Source organism: Mycobacterium sp. DL99, from assembly GCF_004762045.1.
Taxonomy (GTDB): domain Bacteria; phylum Actinomycetota; class Actinomycetes; order Mycobacteriales; family Mycobacteriaceae; genus Mycobacterium.
Map to the genome: position 1 here is coordinate 2,778,828 of NZ_SJOM01000007.1, position 23,798 is coordinate 2,802,625.

At 67.0% G+C, this 23,798-nt stretch carries 21 protein-coding genes; 14 read left to right on the top strand and 7 right to left on the bottom strand.

From position 1 onward, the window contains the following. Positions 1 to 3 precede the first annotated feature (3 nt). A complete protein-coding gene (locus EYZ64_RS13935) occupies positions 4 to 678 on the bottom strand; it encodes a TetR/AcrR family transcriptional regulator (protein ID WP_135453963.1) in 675 nt (224 codons plus the stop codon). 84 nt (positions 679 to 762) lie between these two features. Between EYZ64_RS13935 and EYZ64_RS13940 the strand changes: the two genes are divergently transcribed. The 3 genes from EYZ64_RS13940 to EYZ64_RS13950 all read left to right on the top strand — a co-directional run bounded on the left by EYZ64_RS13940 (position 763) and on the right by EYZ64_RS13950 (position 2,323). Further along, the gene (locus EYZ64_RS13940; protein ID WP_135453964.1) at positions 763 to 1,089 is read left to right on the top strand and encodes a hypothetical protein; all 327 of its coding nucleotides are present in this window, start codon (positions 763 to 765) and stop codon (positions 1,087 to 1,089) included. Between the two features lie 77 nt (positions 1,090 to 1,166). Further along, positions 1,167 to 1,922, top strand: a complete 756-nt coding sequence (locus EYZ64_RS13945) for a YebC/PmpR family DNA-binding transcriptional regulator (RefSeq protein ID WP_135453965.1) — start codon at positions 1,167 to 1,169, stop codon at positions 1,920 to 1,922. After that, positions 1,922 to 2,323, top strand: a complete 402-nt coding sequence (locus EYZ64_RS13950) for a hypothetical protein (RefSeq protein ID WP_135453966.1) — start codon at positions 1,922 to 1,924, stop codon at positions 2,321 to 2,323. Before EYZ64_RS13945 ends, EYZ64_RS13950 begins: the two co-directional genes overlap by 1 nt. Here the strand turns inward: EYZ64_RS13950 and EYZ64_RS13955 are convergent. After that, positions 2,292 to 2,951 carry an SDR family oxidoreductase gene (locus EYZ64_RS13955; RefSeq protein WP_135453967.1) on the bottom strand — a complete coding sequence of 220 codons (660 nt, stop codon included), beginning with the start codon at positions 2,949 to 2,951 and terminating at the stop codon, positions 2,292 to 2,294. The genes EYZ64_RS13950 and EYZ64_RS13955 overlap by 32 nt on opposite strands. A 92-nt stretch (positions 2,952 to 3,043) precedes the next feature. Here EYZ64_RS13955 and ruvC point away from each other — a divergent pair, with 92 nt between their 5' ends. From ruvC to EYZ64_RS13980, 5 genes are all read left to right on the top strand, one after another. Then, positions 3,044 to 3,613 carry a crossover junction endodeoxyribonuclease RuvC gene (ruvC, locus tag EYZ64_RS13960; protein WP_135453968.1) on the top strand — a complete coding sequence of 190 codons (570 nt, stop codon included), beginning with the start codon at positions 3,044 to 3,046 and terminating at the stop codon, positions 3,611 to 3,613. Continuing rightward, the gene (ruvA, locus tag EYZ64_RS13965; RefSeq protein WP_135453969.1) at positions 3,610 to 4,197 is read left to right on the top strand and encodes a Holliday junction branch migration protein RuvA; all 588 of its coding nucleotides are present in this window, start codon (positions 3,610 to 3,612) and stop codon (positions 4,195 to 4,197) included. Before ruvC ends, ruvA begins: the two co-directional genes overlap by 4 nt. Positions 4,198 to 4,199: 2 nt before the next feature. Further along, positions 4,200 to 5,255, top strand: a complete 1,056-nt coding sequence (gene ruvB, locus EYZ64_RS13970; RefSeq protein ID WP_135453970.1) for a Holliday junction branch migration DNA helicase RuvB — start codon at positions 4,200 to 4,202, stop codon at positions 5,253 to 5,255. Between the two features lie 5 nt (positions 5,256 to 5,260). Next, positions 5,261 to 5,644 carry a DUF1304 domain-containing protein gene (locus EYZ64_RS13975; RefSeq protein ID WP_135453971.1) on the top strand — a complete coding sequence of 128 codons (384 nt, stop codon included), beginning with the start codon at positions 5,261 to 5,263 and terminating at the stop codon, positions 5,642 to 5,644. 68 nt (positions 5,645 to 5,712) lie between these two features. After that, on the top strand, positions 5,713 to 6,537 hold the full coding sequence (locus EYZ64_RS13980; RefSeq protein WP_135453972.1) for an alpha/beta fold hydrolase: 825 nt from the start codon (positions 5,713 to 5,715) through the stop codon (positions 6,535 to 6,537). On the opposite strand, the gene EYZ64_RS13985 is transcribed toward EYZ64_RS13980, so the two are convergent. The 4 genes from EYZ64_RS13985 to car (EYZ64_RS14000) all read right to left on the bottom strand — a co-directional run bounded on the left by EYZ64_RS13985 (position 6,529) and on the right by car (EYZ64_RS14000) (position 15,514). After that, positions 6,529 to 7,791 carry an HNH endonuclease gene (locus EYZ64_RS13985; protein ID WP_135453973.1) on the bottom strand — a complete coding sequence of 421 codons (1,263 nt, stop codon included), beginning with the start codon at positions 7,789 to 7,791 and terminating at the stop codon, positions 6,529 to 6,531. The genes EYZ64_RS13980 and EYZ64_RS13985 overlap by 9 nt on opposite strands. Before the next feature lie 46 nt (positions 7,792 to 7,837). Next, positions 7,838 to 8,299, bottom strand: coding sequence for an SRPBCC family protein (locus tag EYZ64_RS13990; RefSeq protein WP_135453974.1), 462 nt, complete (start codon positions 8,297 to 8,299; stop codon positions 7,838 to 7,840). Between the two features lie 84 nt (positions 8,300 to 8,383). Then, on the bottom strand, positions 8,384 to 11,851 hold the full coding sequence (gene car / locus EYZ64_RS13995; protein WP_135453975.1) for a carboxylic acid reductase: 3,468 nt from the start codon (positions 11,849 to 11,851) through the stop codon (positions 8,384 to 8,386). A gap of 171 nt (positions 11,852 to 12,022) precedes the next feature. Then, a complete protein-coding gene (gene car / locus EYZ64_RS14000) occupies positions 12,023 to 15,514 on the bottom strand; it encodes a carboxylic acid reductase (protein ID WP_135453976.1) in 3,492 nt (1,163 codons plus the stop codon). Positions 15,515 to 15,879: 365 nt separating this feature from the next. Between car (EYZ64_RS14000) and EYZ64_RS14005 the strand changes: the two genes are divergently transcribed. Next, positions 15,880 to 16,500 (top strand): hypothetical protein, encoded by a 621-nt coding sequence (locus tag EYZ64_RS14005; RefSeq protein WP_135453977.1) that lies wholly within the window; start codon positions 15,880 to 15,882, stop codon positions 16,498 to 16,500. 4 nt (positions 16,501 to 16,504) lie between these two features. Here EYZ64_RS14005 and gabT read toward each other — a convergent pair whose 3' ends face one another. Next, on the bottom strand, positions 16,505 to 17,845 hold the full coding sequence (gene gabT / locus EYZ64_RS14010; protein WP_135453979.1) for a 4-aminobutyrate--2-oxoglutarate transaminase: 1,341 nt from the start codon (positions 17,843 to 17,845) through the stop codon (positions 16,505 to 16,507). Between the two features lie 161 nt (positions 17,846 to 18,006). Between gabT and yajC the strand changes: the two genes are divergently transcribed. From yajC to EYZ64_RS14035, 5 genes are all read left to right on the top strand, one after another. Further along, entirely contained in the window at positions 18,007 to 18,360 is a 354-nt protein-coding gene (yajC, locus tag EYZ64_RS14015) for a preprotein translocase subunit YajC (RefSeq protein ID WP_135453981.1), read from the top strand. Positions 18,361 to 18,432: 72 nt separating this feature from the next. Then, the gene (gene secD, locus EYZ64_RS14020) at positions 18,433 to 20,289 is read left to right on the top strand and encodes a protein translocase subunit SecD (RefSeq protein WP_135453983.1); all 1,857 of its coding nucleotides are present in this window, start codon (positions 18,433 to 18,435) and stop codon (positions 20,287 to 20,289) included. Between the two features lie 4 nt (positions 20,290 to 20,293). Then, positions 20,294 to 21,589: a protein translocase subunit SecF gene (gene secF, locus EYZ64_RS14025; RefSeq protein ID WP_135453985.1), complete on the top strand. Its 1,296-nt coding sequence runs from the start codon at positions 20,294 to 20,296 to the stop codon at positions 21,587 to 21,589. Between the two features lie 5 nt (positions 21,590 to 21,594). Further along, a complete protein-coding gene (locus EYZ64_RS14030; protein ID WP_135453987.1) occupies positions 21,595 to 23,262 on the top strand; it encodes an ABC transporter substrate-binding protein in 1,668 nt (555 codons plus the stop codon). Next, positions 23,259 to 23,786, top strand: a complete 528-nt coding sequence (locus EYZ64_RS14035) for an adenine phosphoribosyltransferase (protein ID WP_167857827.1) — start codon at positions 23,259 to 23,261, stop codon at positions 23,784 to 23,786. Before EYZ64_RS14030 ends, EYZ64_RS14035 begins: the two co-directional genes overlap by 4 nt. Positions 23,787 to 23,798 lie beyond the last annotated feature (12 nt).

Here is a 23,798-nt window from a genome sequence, read left to right on the forward strand (position 1 = left end):
CGGTCATGGTTTGCGCGGCCTCACCCCGTCGAGGAACAAGCGCACGCAGGTCCGCATCCGCTTGTCCAGATCATCGGGGTCCCATGCCACGCCCCACATTGCGCCGGTGGCGGGGCCGCCGACCGCCATACTCAGGAATGCGCTTCCCACTATTTCGGGATCGCCGATCTGAATGGTTCCGGCCTCGGCGTGCCGGGTGAGTACCTCGCTGATGAACGTCAGCGCCGGCATGGTGCCCTGTTCGTAGACGAGCCGGAACAGTCGGGGAAACCGGTTGCCTTCCGCGTTGAGGATGCGTTGCAGTGCGATACCGGCGGGGCTTGTGATGCCGGCCAACCGGATTCGGCCGAGCGCGAGCAGGGTTTCCTCGAGGTCGTCGGACTCCGCTGTCCGCAGCGTTTCGATCGGGACCAGCCACCGGTTCACGGCGCGTTGCACCGCAGCCTCGAACAGGGTCGCCTTGTCGGGGTAGAGCCCATAGATGGTGCGCTTGGCCATGCCGGCGGCCGCCGCGATGCTCTCGATGGTGGACCGCTCGAATCCGTTGTCCAGGAACACTTCCAGCGCACAGTCGAGGAGCTCGCGATGCCGTTGCTCGGCCCGTTCTTGGGTGGGCCGCCCCGCGCGTGGCCGCGGGTTGGTGCCGCGGAGCCGCACGGTGACATCTCCTGACGGCATGCGGGCATGCTAACCCGTTAATGAAACGATGAAGGTGCTATTAATCGCGGCGGTCCGCCCGCGCACCGGCGGTACGCTGCCGACATGTCTGCGCTGTCGCCAACGTCCGCCCGGCGCCGGCCTGGTGTCGTCGAGTCGGTGATCAGTTGGGTCGCATGGGCCGTGGTCGGCCTGATCGCCGTGTTGTTGGCGTTCGCCGCGCTCTTTCCGATGGGTTTCAGTGGGGCATTTCCCGAACAAGCCGATGAGGTTGGGACCCTGGTCGGATGGGCGGCGCTCACCCTGGCGATGGTTGTGCTCGCGCCGATCGGCATGGCGATCGGGCATTGGCGGCGTTGGCACATCTGGTACTGGCCGGTTCTGTGCAGCGTTGCGGCGGCCGTGACGTTCGTCTTGCTGCAGGCCCTGTAGGCGTCTTATCGAGCGCCGTAGGACCGGCCACGTAGACTGGAGGGCCGGAGTTTTAACCGGAAAAGGGGCGTACCTGCATGAGCGGCCATTCCAAGTGGGCCACCACCAAGCACAAGAAGGCCGTCATCGATGCCAAGCGCGGCAAGATGTTCGCCAAATTGATCAAGAATATCGAGGTCGCGGCACGTGTCGGCGGGGGAGACCCGGCCGGTAACCCCACCCTCTACGACGCCATCCAGAAGGCCAAGAAGAGCTCGGTACCCAACGACAACATCGAGCGCGCCCGCAAGCGCGGCGGCGGCGAAGAGGCCGGTGGCGCCGACTGGCAGAACATCACCTACGAGGGCTACGGCCCCAACGGTGTCGCGGTGCTCATCGAGTGTCTGACCGACAACCGCAACCGCGCCGCCGGTGAGGTCCGCGTCGCGATGACCCGCAACGGCGGCAACATGGCCGACCCGGGCTCGGTGGCCTACCTGTTCTCCCGCAAGGGTGTGGTGACGCTGGAGAAGAACGGCCTGACCGAGGACGACGTGCTGATGGCCGTCCTGGAGGCCGGCGCCGAGGAGGTCAACGACCTGGGCGACGCCTTCGAGATCATCTCCGAGCCCACCGACCTGGTCGCCGTGCGCACCGCACTGCAGGACGCCGGCATCGACTACGACTCGGCGGAGGCCAGCTTCCAGCCCTCGGTGAGCGTGCCGGTCGACCTGGAAGGCGCCCGCAAGGTGCTCAAGCTCGTCGATGCGCTCGAGGACAGCGACGACGTGCAAGAGGTGTACACCAACATCGACATCCCCGACGATGTCGCCGCGCAGCTCGACGAAGAGTAGTGGCAAGCGTCCTTGACCCTGAGGGCGTCAAATGGACGGTACGCCGGCGTTGGTTGCCATGGCGTCCGCGCCGAAAGATGCCCGACGAGTGGGGTTTTGGCGATACGTCCTTCGGCAACGGGGACGACATCATCAGCATCGTGCTGAACGTCGCCCTGATAGTGCTTTTGATCCCGGCGCTGGTGTTGGCCCTGCTGGTCGCGGCGGAGTTCCTGCTGTTGCTGCTCCTGCTGCCGCTGTGGGTGCTGGCCCGCTCACTGTTCGGCACGCCGTGGATCATCGTCATCCGCCGTGACCACAAGATCGTCGGCGAGGAAGCCGTGCGTGGTTGGGACGCGACCAGCGCCCGCATCGATCAGATCAAGTCGTTCATCGCGTCGGGTGCAGCGCTGCGTCGATAGGCGTCTCGCCCGAGATCAGCTCGAAGGTCCGCCCCGCGGTCTCCGGCTCGTGCAATACGGCGAGCAGTACCCGCGCGACGTCGGCGCGCGGGATCGTGCCGCGGCCGGTCGACTCGGCGACCGTCACGTTCCCGGTGCCGGGCTCGTCGGTGAGCCCGCCCGGCCGCACGATCGTGGTGCGCAATCCGCTCCGGGCCCGCACGTCGGCGTCGGCCTCGGACTTTGCCCGCATATACGCCAGGAACACCTCGTCGTAGTTGGCGTCCAGCGACCGGTCGTCGGCGGCCAGGGCCGAGACCATCACGTAGCGGCCCACCCCCGCGGCTTCGGCCGCATCGGCCAGCAGGATCGCGGCATCCCGGTCCACGGTCTGCTTGCGTGCCGCCCCGCTGCCGGGCCCGGCACCGGCTGCGAACACGACGGCGTCGGCGCCGTTGAGGGCGGCGGCGACCTCGTCCACCGACGCCCGTTCCAGATCCAGCACGACGGCCTCGGCCCCGGCGGCCTGCAGGTCGGCGGCCTGGGCCGGATTGCGGATGAGCCCGGCCACCTCGTCACCGCGTGCGGACAACAGCTGTTCGAGAATCAGGGCGATCTTGCCGTGCCCGCCGGCTATCACTACGCGCATAGCTCCGACCCTACGGATGAGCGTGTCCCTGCGCCGGGCTGTCGCCGGCTCACGCTAGGCTCTCGAACAGATGTTCTGACGAAGGGGTTCGTGTGCGGGTGATGGGAGTGGATCCCGGGTTGACGCGCTGCGGCCTGTCGGTGGTCGAGAGTGGCAAGGGCCGGCAGGTCACCGCGCTGGATGTGGACGTGGTCCGCACCCCGGCCGACGCGCCGCTGCAGAAGCGGCTGCTGGAGATCAGCGATGTGGCCGAATACTGGATGGACACCCACCGGCCCGACGTGATCGCGATCGAGCGGGTGTTCGCCCAGCAGAACGTGTCGACGGTGATGGGCACGGCCCAGGCCGGCGGGGTGATCGCACTGGCCGCGGCCCGGCGCGACATCGAGGTGCATTTTCACACCCCGTCGGAGGTGAAGGCCGCGGTCACCGGTAACGGCCGCGCCGACAAGGCCCAGGTCACCGAGATGATCACCAGAATCCTTGCACTGCAAGCCAAGCCGACCCCGGCTGACGCTGCCGACGCGCTGGCACTGGCGATCTGCCACTGCTGGCGGGCCCCGATGATCGCGCGGATGGCTGCCGCCGAGGCGATGGCCGCCGAACAGCGCCGTAAGTATCAGGCCCGACTGAAAGCCACTGCGAAGGCGGGGCGGGCATGATCGCCTCGGTGCGCGGTGAGGTCATCGACATCGCCCTCGATCATGCCGTGATCGAGGCCGCCGGCGTCGGCTACAAGGTGATGGCAACTCCGTCGACCCTGGCGAATCTGCGCCGTGGCACCGAGTCTCGGCTGATCACCGCGATGATCGTGCGCGAGGATTCGATGACGCTCTACGGGTTCGCCGACGGGGATGCCCGCGACCTGTTCCTCACGCTGCTGGGGGTGTCAGGCGTCGGTCCCAAGATCGCGTTGGCGACGCTGGCGGTCTACGACCCGCAGGCGCTGCGCCAGGCTCTCGCAGACGGGGATGTGACGGCGTTGACCCGGGTTCCCGGTATCGGTAAACGCGGCGCGGAGCGGATGGTGCTCGAACTGCGGGACAAGATCGGTCCGGTAACCCCCGGGGCCATCGGTGGGGCCACGGGCCATGCGGTGCGTACCCCGGTGGTGGAAGCCCTTGTCGGACTTGGCTTTGCCGCCAAACAGGCCGAGGAGGCCACCGACAAGGTGCTGGCCAACGATCCCGAGGCCACCACGGCCTCTGCGCTACGGGCGGCACTCTCCATGCTGGGTAAGAAATAGCCATGGGCCGGTTCGACGAAGCCGACGAGCCCGAGGATCGGGAGGTCTCGCCGGCGCTGACAGTCGGTGAGGGTGATGTCGACGCCAGCCTGCGCCCGCGCTCACTGGGGGAGTTCATCGGTCAGCCGCGGGTGCGCGAGCAGCTGTCGCTTGTCCTAGAGGGCGCCAAGAATCGCGGTGGCACACCGGATCACATCCTGCTGTCCGGCCCGCCCGGGCTGGGTAAGACATCGCTGGCGATGATCATCGCGGCCGAGTTGGGATCGTCGCTGCGGCTCACCTCCGGTCCCGCGCTGGAGCGCGCCGGTGACCTGGCCGCGATGCTGTCCAACCTTGTCGAGCACGACGTGCTGTTCATCGATGAGATCCACCGCATTGCCCGGCCGGCCGAAGAAATGCTGTATCTGGCGATGGAGGACTTCCGCGTCGACGTGGTGGTCGGCAAGGGTCCCGGCGCTACGTCGATCCCGCTCGAGGTCGCGCCCTTCACGCTGGTGGGTGCGACCACCCGATCCGGGGCGCTGACCGGTCCGCTGCGGGACCGGTTCGGATTCACCGCGCATATGGACTTCTACGAGCCGGTCGAACTCGAGCGGGTGCTGGCCCGGTCGGCCGGGATTCTGGGCATCGAACTGGGAGCCGAGGCCGGCACGGAGATCGCCCGGCGCTCCCGCGGCACGCCCCGCATCGCCAACCGGCTGCTGCGCCGGGTCCGTGACTACGCCGAGGTCCGCGCCGACGGCGTGATCACCCGCGACATCGCCAAGGCCGCGTTGGAGGTCTACGACGTCGACGAGCTCGGCCTCGATCGCCTGGATCGCGCCGTGCTGTCGGCGCTCACCCGCAGTTTCGGCGGCGGCCCCGTCGGGGTGTCGACCCTGGCCGTGGCGGTGGGAGAAGAAGCGACCACGGTCGAGGAGGTCTGCGAACCCTTCCTGGTGCGTGCCGGCATGGTGGCCCGTACCCCGCGGGGCCGGGTGGCCACGCCGTTGGCGTGGACTCATCTGGGTATGCGACCGCCAGTTACCGGACTGGGGCAGTCCGAGCTGTTTGAATAGACCGCATGGTCATCGCCGGTTTGGTGTTCGCCGCGCTCGCCGCGGCCCTGCATGTCTACATCTTTGTGATGGAGTCGCTGACCTGGACTTCACCGCGTACCCGCGCCACCTTCGGGATCAACGAGGAAGAGGCGCAGGCGACCAAGGAGCTCGCGTTCAATCAGGGCTTCTACAACCTGTTCCTGGCGATCGTCACAGTGGTCGGTATCGTCGCAGTTGGCTTGGGGCACAATGCGGTTGGAGCCGCTCTCGTGTTCGCCGGGGTCGGCTCGATGCTGGCCGCTGCCGCGGTGCTGTTGACCAGCTCACCGGACAAGGCGCGCGCAGCGATCACCCAGGGCGCCTTCCCGCTGATCGCGGTCGTGTTGCTCGCGGTCGGAGTCGCTTGACGAGGGCATTGCACCAAAGGATGCTACGAATGCCCAGATCTCGGTTGCCGAAGTAGTTGGAGATTGCCATGAGCGGCTCCCGTTTCGTCACCACAGAACTGGGCCGTTTGCACGTGCGCTGTAGCGGAGCGGGGCAGCCGGTCGTCTTGTGGCACAGCCTCTTCGTTGACTCGCAGTCCTGGAGTCTCCTCGAGCCTGTGTTGGCCCGCGACCACGCCGTGTACGCGATCGACGGTCCATCCCACGGGAAAAGCGATGCAGTGACGCGTGATTTCACCTTCGAGGAATGCGTGGCGGCCGCTGAGCAGGCGCTGGACGGACTGGGATTGCACGAACCAGTGGACTGGGTCGGGAATGCGTGGGGAGGTCACGTCGGCATCCGTTTGGCAGCCGACGACCACACGAGACTGCGGACCTTGACCACCATCGGCACCCCGGTCCAGGCATTTACGATGCGCGAGAAGTGGACGAAGGGGTGGCCGCTGGTCGGGTTTTATCGTCTGGTCGGTCCGAATGCGTTCATCGTGAAGCAAATGTCTGACTCGATCATCGGTTCGTCAGCCGTCGACGCCGAGCCGAACCAGGCTGCGGTGATTCTAGATTCGTTCCGAACGGCTGACCGCACGGGAATGCTGCACGCGATGCGCTCGATGATGCTGCACCGCAGCGGGCTGGCGGATCTGCTCGCCAAGATTCAGATTCCCACGTTGGTGCTTGCGGTTCGTGACGACGTGATGGGCTGGCAACCGGCAGAGGCTCGGCAGACCTGCACGGCCATTGCCGACTGCCGCGTCGAGACGGTGGCAGGCACCGGCCACGTCTCACCGCTGTTGATCGACCGTGAACGGATCGAGCAGTTGCTCGTCGGATTCTGGTCGGCCCGCTCACGCTGAGATTCGGGTGAGGTGGATTTCTCGGGTGAGTACCCGGATCCCTCCCGGTAGTGGTGGAGCTGTCGAGCGGTAGACGGCGCCGGTGGGGGTGATGTGTTCGGTGGTGTGGCGGCCTGATTTGTCGACTTTGGCTATTACCCGCCAGCCGGGGTTTTCCTTGACGTAGTTGCAGTGTTCACACAGTCCTTGGCGGTTGGCAGCGCTGGTCGGTCCGAGGTGGTGGTGCGGCGTGATGTGGTCGATGTGCCGGATGGGGGCGTTGCAGTAGGGGGTGCGGCAGGTTTGGTCGCGGGTGGCTATGAACCGGGCGAGGCCTTTGGGGAAGCGCCGCGAGCGGGATTCCATCGCGACGAGTGTTCCGGTGTCGGGTGCGGCGTACAGGCGTCGCAGGGTGGCCCAGGAGTTGTCGTCGGCGAGGGCGTCGCTGATCATGCGTCGGGCTGCGGCTGCGGGGATGGGTCCGTGGCCCTGCAGATGTGCGGGCTGCGTGCTGCCGGCGAAGAGGGTGTTGTCGGAAAGCACGAGATTGACCGCGACGGGGACCGGTTTGGTGGTGTCGCGGCCGGTGACGCGGGTGACGAGGGTGTCGGCCATGGTTTGGCCGCGGTTGCGGCCGTCAGCGCAGCGGTCGGCCGCTTCGGTGAGTGCGTAGCGCACGGACGCCGCATCGGTCGCAGGCAGCAGGGCAGTGACGATGGCCATGTTGTCAGCGGCGGGCCGGAAGGTGACGTTGCGATCTTCGGGTGCCCTGGTGGCCCGGTCGATAACGGCTGCCGGATCGAGTTGGTAGGCAATGCCTTTGGCGTCACCGGTCAGGCGGATATCGCCGAGGCCGATCAGCTTCGCGTGGTCGGCGCAGAGGTGTTCGTCGAGGCGCCTCCGCTCGGTGGGGGACAGGCAGGCGGCCTCGCGCACGACCAACCGGGCGCGCGATTCGGTCAGCACCCCGTTCTCCAGGGCCGCCAAGGTGTAGGGCATGTCGTGCACGAGGATGCGGGCGTCGGAGAGGTAGCGGTTGCCCTGGGCGGGTGACTCCATGCGGGCCAGGCCGATTTCCGAACCCAGCCCGCGGCCACGGCGCGAGGCCGCGACGCCGGCGGCGGCCTCCCTCGTACGGCGGGCACCGTCCAGGGCTGCGGTGGCGCGGGCCTGGCCGGCTGCGGCGGCCGACTTGAGTTGTTCGAGCTCGGCGATGCGATCCCGCAATGCCGCCTCGCCGGCATCGGGATCAATCTTCGCGAATGATTCGAACATGTGTGCGACACTACGCCGAGCCTCCGACACCGGCGGGATGCTTCGACTAGCTGCGGTTTTCCACCCACGCGGCAAGTGCGGCCAGCGCCATCCGAGTACCGGTCTCGTTGTCGGCCGCGTCCACTGCGTCGGGAATCCCGTCGTGCTGGATGAGGACGTCGGTGCCGTCTCCGGCGTCGCTCAACGTGGTCGTCATCGTCATCGCGCCACCCACGGCGGGATCGTCGCTCTCGAACTCCAACACTTCGACGACCCGCTCGTCCGGCACCAGCTCGACGAAATGACCGTGATAGGTGTCCGTTTGGGCGCTGGACTTCCCGACGGCGTCCGGCGAGTCGTAGTGCAGTGAGATGCGAAATGTTCCGCCCTCGCGCGCGTCGAATTCGTGTACCTCGCTGCGCATACCGTCCGGAACCCGCCACGCCGCGATCGCGTCGGCGTCGACGAGCGCTCGATAGACCGCGACGCGGGGTGCATTGACGTGGCCGGAGACCCGCGTGCTGCCCATCTCGCCACGCTACATACTGATTGGCCGCGGTCCTTGGTAAGGACCGCGGCCGCTCAGGGGATTCTTCCCTTGTGGGGAAGTCTTTTACAGCAACCCGAGCATCTGCAGGTTGGTGATGTACTTGACGATCACTGCCGGGCTGACATGGGGAATGTCCTTGTCGGGCCCGATCTTGGCTTCCTGCACCGCCGCCCGGAACCGGTCGGTCGGCGCGGCCGCGCCCAGCAACGGATGCGACGGCTGCTGGTAGCTGTGCAGCAGCGGCAGCAGGGAGGCTTGACGCTGCTTGTCCGGCAGCGTGCGCAGCGCAGTATCGAAGCGCTGCAACCACTGGCCGTAATCGTCGATGCGGTGCACCGGGTAACCGGCTTCGATCAGCCAGTCGGTGAACTCGTCGAGCCCGAGGCCGTCGTCGTACGGGTTCATCACGTGATAGGTCTCGAACCCTTCGGTGACATGCACGCCCAGCGTCGAGATCGCCTCGGCGATGAACTCCACCGGCAGACCGTCGTAGTGGGCCCGCTGACGGTTGCCATCAGCGTCCAGTTCGTAGAACGAGCCCGGAGCGATACCACTGGCGACGAGGCTGAACATCAGCCGGGTGAACATGTCCGGCAGGTTGAGCTGACCCGAGTACGTGGTGTCGGCCAGGATCATGTCGCAACGGAACACCGAGACCGGCAGGCCACAGAGGTCGTGGGCCTCGCGCAGCAGGACCTCGCCGGCCCACTTGCTGTTGCCGTAGCCGTTGGCGTAAGAATCGTCGACCTGCCGGGTCGGGCTGATCACCCGGATGTCGGCATCCTCGACGAACTCGCCGGGCTTGATGCCCCCGGCCACACCGATCGTCGAAACGTAGACGAACGGCTTGATCTTCGTGGTGAGCGCGATGCGGATGAGTTCGGCGGTGCCCAGGGCATTCGCGTCGAACATCTGGCTGTACGGCAGCACGTGGTTGACCAGTGCGGCCGGGTCGACGATCAGGTCGACGTCGTCGGCCAGCCGCTGCCAGGTGGCGCGGTCGAGACCCAGATCGGCCTCGCCCTTGTCGCCGGCGATCACCTCGAGGTGGTCGGCGGCCAGATTCTGGTAGTGCGCAAGCAGTTTCGGGTCACCCACATCGAAGGTGGCGTCGAGCCGGGCGCGGGCCTCGGCATCGCTCTTGGCGCGGACCAGGACGATGACCTTGCCGTCGACCAGGTCCATGCGCTCCAGCCATTCCAGGGCCAGGTAACGGCCCAGGAAGCCGGTGGCGCCGGTGAGCAACACGGTGCGGACCTCGGCCGGGGCCTTGGGCAGGCTCGGCGCCGCGGCCAGGGTGTCCGCGTCGAGGAACTTGTCCAGCGTCAGGTCGGCGGCATGCACCTCGGTAGCGTCACGTCCGTGCACCGACGCGTAGGTCGGACGCTTGGATCCGTGACGTTCGCCTTCGATGTAGCCGGCGATACCGGCCAGATCGGTGGCCGGGCTGACGATCACGCCGACGGGAACATCCACATCGAAGATGTCGTGCAGCAGATTCGAGAAAGTCAACGCCGACAACGAATCTCCACCCAGATCGGTGAAGTGGGCATCGGGCGCGAGATCAGAGGTCGCGGCACCCAGCAGTGCCCCGGCGGCCCGGCCCACGGTGTCGAGGACCGGGGCGTCAGCACCGCTGCGCCGCAGTTCACTCAACTCGTTGGCCTGACCTGCGGCCAGGTCGCTGTAGAGCTGCTCCAGCCGGTCGCCGTAGTGGTTCTTCAGATTTGGCCGGGCCAGCTTGCGGATGCCGGTCAGCAGACCGTTTTCCAGGCTGAAAGGTGTTGTCTCCACGATGAAATCGCGCGGCACCTCGTAGGACTGAAGTCCGGCGGCGCGGGCCGCGTCCTGAAGCGAATCATTGATCGCCTGCTTCGACACGGAAGGATCGGTGGGCACGACCACGGCCAGCAGGTAGGAACGTGCGCTGTTGCCGTAGATGAAGATCTGCCGCACCAGCGGGCTGTCCCCGAAGACTGCCTCCAGCTTGGAGACCGTGACGAACTCGCCCTGCGAAAGCTTGAGCACGTTGTTGCGCCGGTCGAGGTACTCGACATGATCGGGGCCGAGTTCGGCCACGATGTCACCGGTGCGGTAATACCCGTCCTCGTCGAACATCTCGGCGGTGATCTCGGGACGCTTGTAGTACCCGGGGAACATCTGCTCGGACTTCACCAGCAACTCACCGCGCGGGTGGGGCTGGTCGGTGAGGAAGTAGCCCAGGTCCGGGACGTCGACGAGCTTGTAGTCGATCACCGGCGGGCGCTGGATGTGGCCGTCGACGAAGACCGAACCGGCCTCGGTCGAGCCGTACCCCTCCAGCAGGTGCATATCGAGCAGGCGTTCCACCCAGCTGTGCATCTCGGCAGAGATCGGCGCGGAGCCGGTCATCGCGGAGACGAACCGTCCGCCCAGCAGGCCCTTGCGGACCTCGGCGAGCACCTCGTCCTCACTGCCACCGGCACGGTCGAGGCGGCTCTGGTACTCCTGGAACAGCATGTCCCAGATCCGCGGCACGAAGCTGAGCTGCGTGGGGCGGACCAGGGCGAGATCGTCGAGGAAGGTCGAAAGGTCGCTGCGCGCAGCGAAATACGCGGTGCCGCCGGAGCTCAGCGTCCCGATCAGGATGCCGCGGCCCATGACGTGGCTCATCGGCATGAAGTTGAGGGTGATCGCGGGCAGCACGGCCTGGTTTTCGTCCCAGGTGGCCTTCGACGCCAGCTGCCACATGTTGGCGACCTTGGTCTCCGGGTACATCGCGCCCTTGGGGGTGCCGGTGCTGCCGGAGGTGTAGATCAGCATGGTCAGCGGGTCGGCCTGACCCGGGGTGTAGAGCGGGGCGTCGGCCAGTGACCGTCCGCGGTCGAGGACGTCGGCCAGCGGCTCGACGACCACATCGGTATCGGCCAGTGCGGCCTTGGCGGCCTGGAGGGCCTCGCGCTCAGCGTCGACCTGGGGCCGGTAGTCGAACACCACCAGGCGGCGGGGTGCGGGTCCGGAGCGGACCAATTCGACTGCGTCGTCGAGGAAGTCGATGCTTGCCGCGATCACGGTCGGCTCGGTTTCGGCGACGATGGGCCGCAGGGTGGCGACCGCGGCACTGGTCTGTAGCGGCACCGACACGGCGCCGAGTTCGATGAGTGCGGTATCGATGGTGGTGTAGTCGACACTGGTGAACCCGAGGATGGCGACGCGATCGCCGGGCTTCACCGGGTGGTTGTGCCAGGCGTTGGTGACCGCCTGGATGCGGTCTCCCAGTTGGCGGTAGGTGATGGTGTCGAAGCGGGGGAGCAGCCGGGCCGATGTGCGGCCGGCGGCGTCGGTGACGAGTTCTACAGCGCGCTGTCCGAGCGCGGGGCGGTCGGCGTAGCCGGCGAGCACGCCTTTGACGATGGCCGGCAGCCGCAGTTCAGGCTGGGCGACTGCGGCGTTGACGGCGTCGCTGGGGCGGGCACCGGCGAACTGTGAGTCGGTGTCATAAAGGTTTGCGATCCGGCGTTGGAGCCGGTCCTCGCGTGTTTCGGTGGTCATATCGGTCCCCTGAGCAAATCAAAATAAATACTGTCGGCACGTCTTCCGCGCCTACTAATTACTACGTTAGTAAAACTAATTATATTTCGAGATGCCAGCTCCGGCGGTGCGAGATGCGTCACCCCCGACGTGCGCCCGCCCCACGCCGGTGTGGGACGAGCGCACGGGTTCTTAGAGGAGGCCCAGCTGCTGCAGGTTGGTGATGTACTGGACGATCACCGCCGGGCTGACATGGGGGATGTCCTTGTCGGGCCCGATCTTGGCTTCCTGCACAGCGGCCCGGAAGTGGTCCGTCGGGGCCAAGGCGCCCAGCATCGGCCGCTCGGGTCGCTGGTAGTTGTGCAGCAGCGGCAGGAGTGAGGCCTGGCGCTGCTTGTCCGGCAGGGCGCGCAGGGTGCTCTCGAACCGCTGGATCCACTGCCCGTAGTCGGCGATGCGCTCGATCGGGTAGCCGGCCTCGATCAGCCAGTCGGTGAACTCGTCCATGCCGAGGCCGTCGTCGTAGGGGTTCATCACGTGGTAGGTCTCGAAGCTCCCCACGGATTGCCCACCCAGCGTCGAGATCGACTCGGCGATGAACTCCACCGGCAGCCCGTCATAGTGCGAGCGCTGCCGGTTGCCGTCAGCATCCAGTTCGTAGAACGAGCCCGGAGCGATACCACTGGCGACGAGGCTGAACATCATTCGGGTGAACATGTCCGGCAGGTTGAGCTGACCCGAGTACGTGGTGTCGGCCAGGATCATGTCGCAACGGAACACCGCGACCGGCAGGCCGCACAGATCGTTGGCCTCGCGCAGCAGGACCTCGCCGGCCCACTTGCTGTTGCCGTAACCGTTGGCGTAGCCGTCGTTGATCTTGCGGACCGCGCTCATCTCCCGGACGTCGACGTTCTCGACGAACTTCCCGGGCTCGATCTGATCGCCCACGCCGATGGTCGACACATACGTGTACGGCTTGATCTTCGTAGTGAGCGCGATCTTGATCAGCTCGGCGGTGCCCAGGGCGTTGGGCCCGAACAGCTCGCTGTAGGGCAGCACGTGGTTGACCAGTGCGGCCGGGTCCACGATCAGGTCGACGTCATCGGCCAGCCGCTGCCAGGTCTGCTGATCCAGGCCGAGGTTCTCCTCGCCCTTGTCGCCGGCGATCACCTCGAGGTGGTCGGCGGCCAGATTCTGGTAGTGCGCAAGCAGTTTCGGGTCACCCACATCGAAGGTGGCGTCGAGCCGGGCCCGTGCCTCCTCGTCGGACTTGGCGCGGACCAGGGCGATGACCTTGCCGTCGACCAGGTCCATGCGCTCCAGCCATTCCAGGGCCAGGTAGCGGCCCAGGAAGCCGGTGGCGCCGGTGAGCAGCACGGTGCGCACCTCGGCGCGCGACTTGGGCAGGCTCGGCGCTGCGGCCAGGGTGTCCGCGTCGAGGAACTTGTCCAGCGTCAGGTCGGCGGCATTGACTTCGTCGGCGTGCCTGCCGTGCACCGACGCGTACGTCGGCCGCTTGGATCCGTTGCGCTGCGTTTCGATGTACCCGGCGATCCCGGCCAGATCGGTTGCCGGGCTGACGATCACGCCCACCGGCACATCCACATCGAAGATCTCGCGCAGAAGATTGCCGAAGGTCAACGCCGACAACGAATCTCCACCCAGATCGGTGAAGTGGGCATCGGGTCCCAGGTCGGATGCCGCTGCGCCCAGCAGGGCACCGGCAGCCCGGCTCACGGTCTCCAGCACCGGGGCGTCGGGGCTCAGGGACCGCAATGCTCGAAGCTCACCGGCCTGCGTCTCGGCCAGGTCGGCGTAGAGCTGCTCCAGCCGCTCGCCGTAGTGCGCCTTCAACTTCGGCCAGGCCAGCTTGCGGATACCGGTCAGCAGACCGTTCTCCAGGGTGAAAGGTGTTGTCTCGATGATGAAATCGCGGGGGATCTCATACGACTGCAGGTCGGCGTCCCTGGCCACTTCTTGCAGGGATTCGCTGATCGCCTCTTTCGAAACGTTCGCGTCGGTGGGCACCACCACGGCCAGCAGGTAGGGCTGCGCGCTGTTGCCGTAGACGTAGATCTGTTGCACGAGAGGGCTGTTGCCGAACACCGCCTCCAGCTTGGCCAGCGTGACGAACTCGCCCTGGGCCAGCTTGAGGACGTTGTTGCGCCGGTCGACGTAGCGCAGTTGGTCCGGACCGATCTCCGCGACGACATCGCCGGTGCGGTAGAAGCCGTCCTCGTCGAACACCGACGCGGTGACCTCGGGGCGCTTGTAGTAGCCGGGGAACAGATTCTCGGTCTTGATCAGCAACTCGCCGCGCGGGTACGGCTGATCGGTGAGGAAGTACCCCAGGTCCGGGACGTCGACCAGCTTGTAGTCGATCACCGGCGGACGCTGGGCCACACCGTCGAAGAGTGCCATCCCGGCCTCGGTCGAGCCGTATCCCTCCAGCAGGTGAATTCCGAGCATGTCCTGGGTCCAGGTCTTGAGCTCGGCTGAGATGGGCGCCGAGCCGGTCATCGCCGCGACGAACCGTCCGCCCAGGACCTTGTCCCGCACCTCGGCCAGCACCTCGGCCTCGACCGTCTCACGGTCCTGGCCGGCGTCGGCCAGGCGGTGATCGACCCGGCTCTGGAATTCGCTGTGGATCATTTCCCACACGCGCGGAACGAAATTCAGCTCGGTGGGCCGCGTCAGGGCGAGGTCCTCCAGGAGCGTCGACAGATCGCTGCGGGCCGCGAAGTAGCAGGTGCCGCCCGCGGCGAGGGAGGCGTAGAGGATGCCGCGGCCCATCACATGGCTCATCGGCATGAAGCTCAGATTGATCGCCGAGCTGACCGGTCCGAGCCAGGCCTTGCTGTTGCGCCGCCAGAACTTGCCGACCGAGCTCTGCAGGTACATCGCGCCCTTGGGGGCGCCAGTGCTACCGGAGGTGTAGATCAGCAACGCGAGCGGGTCGGTGCCGTCGGTCTCGGGTGCCGGGGGTGTCGGCAGCTCGCTGCCGCGGGCCAGCAGGTCGGCCAGGGTGTCGACCGCGATGCCGCGGCCGGCCGCGGCCAGTCGCTCGGTGGCCGATGCCACCGCGTCGCGATGGTCATCGATCTCGGGGTGATAGTCGAAGACGAGCACCTGGGCCGGAGCGTGGGCGGTGAGCGCCAGCTCGACGGCATCGGCGAGGTGGTCGACGCTTGCGGCGATCACCCGCGGCTCGGTCTCGGTCACGATCGGTGCCAGCGACTCGGGCGAGGAGCTGGTCTGCAGGGGGACCGAGACCGCGCCGATCTGGCTCAGAGCCGTGTCGATCACGGTGTAGTCGGCGCTGGTGAATCCCAGGATGGCGATCCGGTCACCGGCTGCGACGCCGGACGCGTGCAAGGCGGCGGCGAGGGCGCGGAGCCGGTCCCAGAGCTCGCCGTAGCTGATGGTGTCGAACCGGGGGAGAAGGCGTGCGGTGGTCCGTCCGGTGGCCGGGTCGGCGATGAATTCGAGGGCGCGTTCCCCGAGCGCGGGCCGCTCGGCGTAGCCCTGCAGGACGGTCTGGACGATTTCGGGCAGGAGCAGGCCGGGGACGTCGACGGCGGCGGTGACGGTGTCGCTGGGAATCGCGGCGGCGAACTGTGGATCGGTGGCGGTCAGATCGGCGATACGGCTCGCCAGTTGCTCATCACGAGTATCAAACGACATCAAGAACCCTCTTTACAGATAGCTGAAATAATCACCGGCGCGACGTTGCGCTACCGAACTACTACGTTAGTGAAACTAAACTTATTTCCGGAAAACCAGTTTCTTAGCTGTCAATGTGCTGTGAGTCTGACCCGTTCCTGGGTGAAGGCCGTCGACCTGCAGTAGTGGCGACCGGTCCGTGACCGCGTTATCGGATTGCGGGAATCGCTTGAGGTTCGGTGAGTTCGGCGCACCGCTGCGCCCAGCGGTCCCAGGCGTCGGCCAACGTGTCGCGCAGGGCGTTCTCGGCAAGGCGCATTCCCTCAGGGTAGGAGCGTTACTCCCGCTGGAGTTCGGGTACCCACGGGGGAGTCAAAGGAGGCATCATGACCGAATTCGATACCCGCGGCAGTCGTCTGCGCATGTCCCGCAGTCGCGGAGCGGCCAGCGGGTTCCTGCTGGTCCTGCTGGGAATCTGGGGTGCGCTGATCCCGTTCGTCGGACCGTACTTCGACTTCGCGTTCACCCCGGATCAGACCTGGTTCTGGACCACCGCACGCGGTTGGTTGGAGGTGCTTCCGGGCGCTGCGACAGCTCTCGGCGGCCTGCTGCTGATGGGCTCGGGGAACCGGGCCACCGCCCTGTTCGGCGCATGGCTGGCGGTACTGGCGGGAGCCTGGTTCGTGGTGGGTCGCGCACTCGCGGGACCGTTGGGCATCGGTGACGCCGGGATGCCGATAGCGGTGACCGATGCGAAACGGGTGACGCTCGAGTTGGCGTACTTCTCCGGGCTCGGCGCGCTGATCGTGTTGCTGGGGGCCATGGCGGTGGGCCGGTTGTCGGTCCGCAGTGTGCGTGACGTCGAGTACGCGCAACGGCCCGCGGCGCATGCCGCATCGGCCGAGCCTGTCGCCGTCGCAGACGCACCGCCGACCGAAGCCGTGGCCGCCCCCGAACATCGGACCTGGGGCGGACTGTTCGGTGGACGCCACACCCACGCGCATTAGGGCGTCAGAGGTCGCGCAGGATCAGCTCGAGCACGTCGAGCCCCTCGACGAGCAGTTCGTCGCTGATCGTCAACGGCGGCAGGAAGCGCAACACGTTGCCGTAGGTACCGCAGGACAGCACGATCACCCCGGCCGCATGGGCACCGGCGCACAGCGCCTTGGTGAGATCCGGGTCGGGTGTGGTCGTGCCTGCCTTGACCAGTTCGACGGCGATCATCGCGCCACGGCCGCGCACGTCGCCGATCCGGTCGTCCTCGGCCTGCAACCGGCCCAGCCGGTCCTTCATCAGCACCTCGATGTGCTGGGCGCGGCCGACCAACCCGTCGGCCTCGATGGTCTCGATGGTGGCCAGCGCCGCCGCGCACGCGATCGGATTGCCGCCGTAGGTGCCGCCCAGTCCGGACACGTGCGGCGCGTCCATGATCTCGGCGCGTCCGGTCACGCCGGACAGCGGCAGTCCGTCGGCGATGCCCTTGGCGGTGACGATGAGGTCGGGATCGATGCCCTCGTGCTCACACGCGAACATCGCGCCGGTGCGGGCGAACCCGGTCTGCACCTCGTCGGCGATGAACACCACGTTGTTGTCGCGGCACCACCCCAGCAACGCGGGCAGGAACCCGTCGGCGGGGACGATGAACCCGCCCTCACCCTGGATGGGTTCGATGATGACCGCCGCCAGGTTGTCCGCACCGATCTGCTTTTCCATCACGTCGATGGCCCGCCTGGCCGCGAGCGTGCCGTCGGTGGCCAACTCCTTGCCGAACTCGGCATCGCGGAAGGGATAGGACAGCGGCGCCCGGTAGACCTCGGGCGCGAACGGACCGAAACCGTGCTTGTACGGCATGGACTTGGCGGTCAACGCCATCGTGAGGTTGGTGCGCCCGTGGTAAGCGTGGTCGAAGGCGACGACGGCGGACTTGTGGGTATAGGACCGAGCGATCTTGACCGAGTTCTCCACGGCCTCGGAGCCCGAGTTGAACAACGCCGAACGCTTCTCGCCGCGCACCGGCGTCAGCCGGTTGAGGTGCTCGCAAACCGCGACATACTGCTCATACGGCGTCACCATGAAGCACGTGTGGGTGAAGTTCCCGGCCTGCGCGGCCACCGCCTCGACCACGCGCGGCGACGAGTTGCCGATGGTGGTGACGGCAATGCCCGAGCCCAGGTCGATGAGCCGGTTGCCGTCGACGTCCTCGACGATGCCGCCTCCGGCGCGGGCGGCGTACACGGGCATTGTGTTACCCACGCCACGAGCCACCGCGGCCGTTTTCCGGCCGGTCAATGCCTCAGATTTGGGGCCGGGAATGGTGGTGGCCAGATGGCGGGTCTGCTCGGGATGGCTCAACACTGCCTCCTCAATACGCAAACGGCTGCGCCGGAAACAACGCGTACTGAGCCTAGCCGCGTCGCCCGCCAGTCGGCGGCGAATGAGGTCGTCGGGGTCGGCGGCGGTATCGTGGCCTCGGTCGCCCTGACATCTGACACAACACGAAAGACATAATCGACATGGATCTCGTCATTTTCCTGCCCCTGCTGATCGTCATGGGCGCGTTTATGTTCTTCGCGTCGCGTCGTCAGCGCAAGGCCATGCAGGCGACCATCGACCTGCACAACTCGCTGCAGATCGGCGATCGCGTTCACACCACCTCGGGCCTGCTGGCCACGATCACCGGTATCACCGACGACAACGTCGACCTGGAGATCGCCCCCGGCGTCGTCACCACCTGGATGAAGCTCGCGGTGCGCGATCGCATCGAGGAGGACACCGATGCCGACGCCGACGCCGACACCCCGTCGGCCGCGACTGAACTGACCGAGAGCACCGGTGTCACCGACGCCGACGGTCTCAAAAAAGACTGACCGCAGAGCACCCAGGACAAGCACGTACCCTTTGCGGTGCTGACGAACTGATCTCGAGGAGACCCTAGAAACGTGGCATCGTCTTCGGCGCCGGTGCATCCTGCGCGCTACCTGACACTTTTCCTGGTCCTTCTGATCGGCGTTTATCTGCTGGTGTTCCTCACCGGCGACAAGCAGGCCAAGCCCAAACTGGGCATTGACCTGCAGGGCGGTACCCGGGTGACGCTGACCGCGCGCACCCCGGACGGCTCGACGCCGACCAGAGAGGCTCTCAACCAGGCCCAACAAATCATCAGTGCCCGCGTCGACGGTCTCGGCGTCTCGGGCTCGGAGGTCGTCATCGACGGCGACAACCTGGTGATCACGGTTCCCGGTAACGACGGCAGCGAGGCCCGCAACCTGGGCCAGACCGCGCGTCTGTACATCCGGCCCGTCGTGCACGCGATGCCTGCCAAGCCGCCGGTCCAACAGGGCCAGCAGCCGGGCGCCGGCGCTCCGGGTGCCCCTGCGGCACCGGGCGCGCCCGCGGCACCTGGTGCACCGGGAGTGGTACCGGGCGTTCCCGGTGGGATTCCGGGCGTGGCGCCCGGCCTTCCGGGCGAGCCGCCGGCAGTCCCGCCAGCAGGGGAACAGCCTGTACCTCCGGCCGGTGAGCCGGTCCCGGCACCGCAGCCGCGGCCCTACCCACTGGACCCCCCGCCGACTCCCGGCGAACCGACTCCGGCACCGGCACCGGCCCCGGGTGAGCCCGGCCCGGCGCCTGCCCCGGCCCCCGCGCCGGCTCCGGCACCGGCAAAGCCCGGTGACACCAAGGCCGCCCTCGCCCAGCGCATCTCCGATGAGAAGGAACTGCGGCAGAGCACCAACCCGTCGATCCAGATCCTGGCGCTGCAGTACCAGGCCACCCGTTGCGGTGAGGAAGACGTGTTGGCCGGCAACGACGACCCGAACCTGCCCCTGATCACCTGCTCCCAGGACGGGCAGACCGTCTACCTGCTGAGCAAGTCGATCATGAGCGGCGAGGAGATCGAGAACGCCACCTCCGGCCTGAACCAGCAGCAGGGCCAGTACGTCGTCGACGTGACCTTCAAGAGCGGGGGAGCCAAGACCTGGGCCGACTTCACCGCGGCGAACGTGGGCACCCAGACCGCATTCACCTTGGACTCGCAGGTGGTCAGCGCGCCCGAGATCCGGGAGGCCATTCCCGGCGGCAACACCCAGATCACCGGCCAGTTCACTTCGGACACGGCCAAGGAACTGGCCAACGTGCTCAAGTACGGCTCGCTGCCGCTGTCTTTCGAATCGTCTGAGGCCGAGACGGTTTCGGCGACCCTGGGCCTGTCCTCGATGCGGGCCGGGCTGATCGCGGGCGCCGTCGGTCTGGCCGCGGTGCTGCTGTACTCGCTGCTGTACTACCGGGTGCTCGGCCTGCTGGTGGCACTGTCTCTGGTCGCTGCCGGCGCAATGGTTTTCGCCATCCTCGTACTGCTCGGCCGATACATCGGCTACACGCTGGACCTGGCCGGTATCGCCGGTCTGATCATCGGTATAGGCACCACCGCGGACTCGTTCGTGGTGTTCTTCGAGCGAATAAAGGACGAGATCCGTGAGGGCCGGTCCTTCCGGTCGGCGGTGCCCCGAGGCTGGGCGCGCGCCCGCAAGACGATCGTGTCCGGCAACGCCGTGACCTTCCTGGCCGCCGCGGTGCTGTACTTCCTGGCGATCGGCCAGGTCAAGGGCTTCGCGTTCACCCTGGGCCTGACCACGATCCTGGACATCGTGGTGGTGTTCCTGGTGACCTGGCCGCTGGTGTACCTGGCGTCCAAGTCCCCGACGATGGCAAAACCTGCCCTCAACGGTCTCGGCGCGGTGCAACAGATCGCGCGGGAACGCCGGGAGGCTTCGCATGCGACCGCGGGACGGGGATAAGCACATGGCTGCAAAGAGCAAGACCACCGACGACACAACCGCCGAGGACGTCAAGGACACCGCAGTGGAGGCGCCGAACATCGAATCCACGTCTGCGGCACTGCCCAAGCACGGATTCTTCGTCCGGCTCTACACCGGTACCGGCGCCTTCGAGGTGATCGGCCGCCGCAAGTTCTGGTACGCGGTCAGCGGCATCATCGTCGCGATCTGCATCGCCAGCATGGTGCTTCGCGGGTTCACCTTCGGGATCGACTTCGAGGGCGGCACGAAGGTGTCGATGCCGTCGGCCGGCTCCGAGGGGATCGTCACGGTCCAACAGGTCGAGGACGTCTTCAACAAGACCCTGAACAGGGCGCCCGAGTCGGTCGTGCTGGTCGGCAGCGGCGCATCGGCCACGGTGCAGATCCGCTCGGAGACGCTGTCCAACGATGAGACCGAACAGCTGCGCACCGCACTGTTCGACGCCTTCCACCCCAAGGGCAGCGACGGCCAGCCCAGCAAGCAGGTGATCAGCGACTCGGCGGTGTCCGAGACCTGGGGTGGTCAGATCACCCAGAAGGCGTTGATCGCGCTCGTGGTCTTCGTCGTACTGGCGTCCATCTACATCGCCTGGCGTTATGAGCGCTACATGGCGATGGCCGCGATGGCCACGCTGGTCTTCGACCTGGTCGTGACCGCCGGCGTCTACTCGCTGGTCGGGTTCGAGGTCTCCCCGGCCACCGTCATCGGCCTGCTGACGATTCTGGGCTTCTCGCTTTACGACACGGTGATCGTGTTCGACAAGGTCGAGGAGAACACCCACGGCTTCGAACACACCACTCGCCGAACGTTCGCCGAGCAGGCCAACCTCGCCGTCAACCAGACGTTCATGCGCTCGATCAACACCAGCCTCATCTCGGTGTTGCCGATCGTCGCGCTGATGGTGGTCGCGGTCTGGCTGCTGGGCGTCGGGACCCTGATGGATCTGGCCCTGGTCCAGCTGGTCGGCGTCATCGTCGGTACCTATTCGTCGATCTACTTCGCCACGCCGCTGCTCGTGTCGTTGCGCGAACGTACGGAACTCGTGCGCAAGCACACCAAGCGGGTGCTCAATCGCCGGGAGAAGGGCGCCAAGGCGTCGACGGCCACGAAGGACACAGCGGACGCCTCCGAAGCATCGGACGCAGAATCCACCGAAATCAGTGCCGAGACGGTGACGGCCTCGGTCGCCGGCGAGCCGGCACCGGCCAAGCCGGCGCCAGGTGCGCGTCCGGCGGCACGGACCGGACGTCCGTCGGGCAAGCGGAACACCCGGCGGTAAACCGCATGGTTCAGTGGCGGGCCATCGCCCGGGCACGGACAGCGGTGACGGCGGCGACGCTGTCCGTGGTCGTCGCGATGGGATTGGCGGCGTGTTCGGACAGCGCGGCTGACGCGATCGACTACGCCGTCGACGGCTCCCTGACCACCTACAACACCAACACCGTGGCGGGAGCCGCATCCGCCGGGCCGCAGGCGTTCGCCCGGGCGTTGACCGGGTTCGCCTATCACGGGCCCGAAGGCCAGGTGGTCGCCGACAACGACTTCGGCTCGGTGTCGGTCGTGGGTCGCGCTCCGCTGGTGCTCGATTACGTGATCAGCGACAAGGCGGTCTACTCCGACGGCAAGCCGATCACCTGTGACGATCTGGTGCTGGCCTGGGGCGCACAGTCCGGGCGGTTTCCCGGGTTCGACGCCGCCAGCCGAGCGGGTTACCGCGATATCGGGTCGGTGGACTGCGAACCGGGCCAGAAACGGGCCCGGGTGTCGTTCGCCCAGGACCGCGGATTCCTCGATTACGGCCATTTGTTCGCGGCCACCTCGCTGATGCCCGCGCACGTCATCGCCGACGAGCTCGACCTCGGCGACGGGGGTGTGGTTACCGCGCTGCAGAACGGCGACCAGCCGACGATCGCCCGGATCGCCGAGGCGTGGAACACCGTCTGGGATCTGAAACCGGACCTCGACCTCAAACGGTTCCCGTCCTCGGGCCCGTACCGGATCGACTCGGTGTCCAAGGACGGCGTGGTGGTCCTGGTCGCCAACGACAAGTGGTGGGGCACCCCGGCGGTCACCAACCGGATCGCGGTGTGGCCACGCGGGGCTGACATCCAGGAGCGGGTCAACCAGGGCTCCTTCGACGTCGTCGACATCGAGTCCGGATCCTCGGGCCTGCTCAACCTGCCCGACGACTACGTCAGCATGGAGAGCCCGTCGGCCGGTATCGAGCAGTTGATCTTCGCGCCGGGCGGTCCGCTGGCCGCCCCGCCGGCGCGCCGGGCCGTTGCGCTGTGCACCCCGCGCGACGTGATCGCCCGCAACGCCGCGACGCCGATCATCAACTCCCGGCTGAGTCCCGTCAGTGACGACGCCTTCAGTGCGGCCGAGAACGTCGGCGAGGCCGGGCAATTCGGTGTGGCCAACCCCGACGCAGCCCGCGCCGCGCTCAACAACAAGCCGCTGACGGTACGCATCGGGTATCAGACGCCCAACGCGAGGCTGGCCGCTACCGTCGGCGCGATCGCGAAATCATGCGCCGCAGCGGGCATCACCGTGCAGGACGCCGGATCGGCAACGGCCGGGCCGGTGGCATTGCGGAACAACGAGTTCGACGGACTGCTCGCCAGCACCGGCGGGGCCGCGGGCAGCGGCTCCTCGGGTTCTTCGGCCATCGACGCCTACGCGTTCCACTCCGGCAACGGCAACAACCTGCCCGGCTACGTCAACGAGCGGGTCGACGGCATCATCGATGCACAGGCCGTCACGACCGATCCGAAGGAACTGGCCCGGCTGGCAGGGGAGGGCGCACCGATCCTGTGGAACGACATGCCGACCCTGCCGCTGTACCGCCAGCAGCGCACCGTACTCACATCGACGAAGATGTACGCCGTGAGCAGCAATCCGACCCGGTGGGGTGCAGGCTGGAACATGGACCGTTGGAAGCTGTCCACATGAGCCAGGACATCTCATCGTTGGTCAAGAAACTGATCCGGGAGGTCCCCGACTTTCCCGAGCCCGGCGTGCAGTTCAAGGACCTGACCCCGCTGCTGGCCGATGCGCGGGGCCTGTGCGCGGTCACCGACGCCCTGGCCGCCACCGCGGTCGACGCCGATCTGGTCGCCGGCCTGGACGCGCGGGGGTTCCTGCTGGGTGCCGCGGTCGCGACGCGGCTCGGCGTCGGTGTGCTGGCCGTACGCAAGGGCGGGAAGTTGCCGCCTCCGGTGCACAGCGTCACCTATCAGCTTGAGTACGGCAGTGCGACGCTGGAGATCCCGGCCGACGGGATTGATATCGCGGGGCGCAACGTTGTGATCATCGACGATGTCCTGGCCACCGGCGGGACCCTGCGAGCGGCACGACAGCTGCTCGAGGCGAGTGGGGCCAACGTGCTCAGCGCCGCTGTGGTGCTGGAATTGACGGACCTGGGCGGCCGGGACGTGGTGGCACCGCTGAGGGTCAGCAGCCTGCACACGGTGTGAGGGATATCCTCG

Bases quoted from the DNA above. Each gene is read 5' to 3' on its own strand.
- EYZ64_RS14030 (WP_135453987.1), top strand. From the start codon at position 21,595: ATGGTTCAGTGGCGGGCCATCGCCCGGGCACGGACAGCGGTGACGGCG.
- ruvA (WP_135453969.1), top strand. From the start codon at position 3,610: ATGATCGCCTCGGTGCGCGGTGAGGTCATCGACATCGCCCTCGATCAT.
- EYZ64_RS13945 (WP_135453965.1), top strand. From the start codon at position 1,167: ATGAGCGGCCATTCCAAGTGGGCCACCACCAAGCACAAGAAGGCCGTC.
- EYZ64_RS14005 (WP_135453977.1), top strand. From the start codon at position 15,880: ATGACCGAATTCGATACCCGCGGCAGTCGTCTGCGCATGTCCCGCAGT.
- EYZ64_RS13940 (WP_135453964.1), top strand. From the start codon at position 763: ATGTCTGCGCTGTCGCCAACGTCCGCCCGGCGCCGGCCTGGTGTCGTC.
- EYZ64_RS13955 (WP_135453967.1), bottom strand. From the start codon at position 2,951: ATGCGCGTAGTGATAGCCGGCGGGCACGGCAAGATCGCCCTGATTCTC.
- EYZ64_RS13935 (WP_135453963.1), bottom strand. From the start codon at position 678: ATGCCGTCAGGAGATGTCACCGTGCGGCTCCGCGGCACCAACCCGCGG.
- ruvB (WP_135453970.1), top strand. From the start codon at position 4,200: ATGGGCCGGTTCGACGAAGCCGACGAGCCCGAGGATCGGGAGGTCTCG.
- secF (WP_135453985.1), top strand. From the start codon at position 20,294: ATGGCTGCAAAGAGCAAGACCACCGACGACACAACCGCCGAGGACGTC.
- EYZ64_RS13990 (WP_135453974.1), bottom strand. From the start codon at position 8,299: ATGGGCAGCACGCGGGTCTCCGGCCACGTCAATGCACCCCGCGTCGCG.
- EYZ64_RS14035 (WP_167857827.1), top strand. From the start codon at position 23,259: ATGAGCCAGGACATCTCATCGTTGGTCAAGAAACTGATCCGGGAGGTC.
- EYZ64_RS13980 (WP_135453972.1), top strand. From the start codon at position 5,713: ATGAGCGGCTCCCGTTTCGTCACCACAGAACTGGGCCGTTTGCACGTG.
- EYZ64_RS13975 (WP_135453971.1), top strand. From the start codon at position 5,261: ATGGTCATCGCCGGTTTGGTGTTCGCCGCGCTCGCCGCGGCCCTGCAT.
- yajC (WP_135453981.1), top strand. From the start codon at position 18,007: ATGGATCTCGTCATTTTCCTGCCCCTGCTGATCGTCATGGGCGCGTTT.
- car (WP_135453975.1), bottom strand. From the start codon at position 11,851: ATGACCACCGAAACACGCGAGGACCGGCTCCAACGCCGGATCGCAAAC.
- car (WP_135453976.1), bottom strand. From the start codon at position 15,514: ATGTCGTTTGATACTCGTGATGAGCAACTGGCGAGCCGTATCGCCGAT.
- EYZ64_RS13985 (WP_135453973.1), bottom strand. From the start codon at position 7,791: ATGTTCGAATCATTCGCGAAGATTGATCCCGATGCCGGCGAGGCGGCA.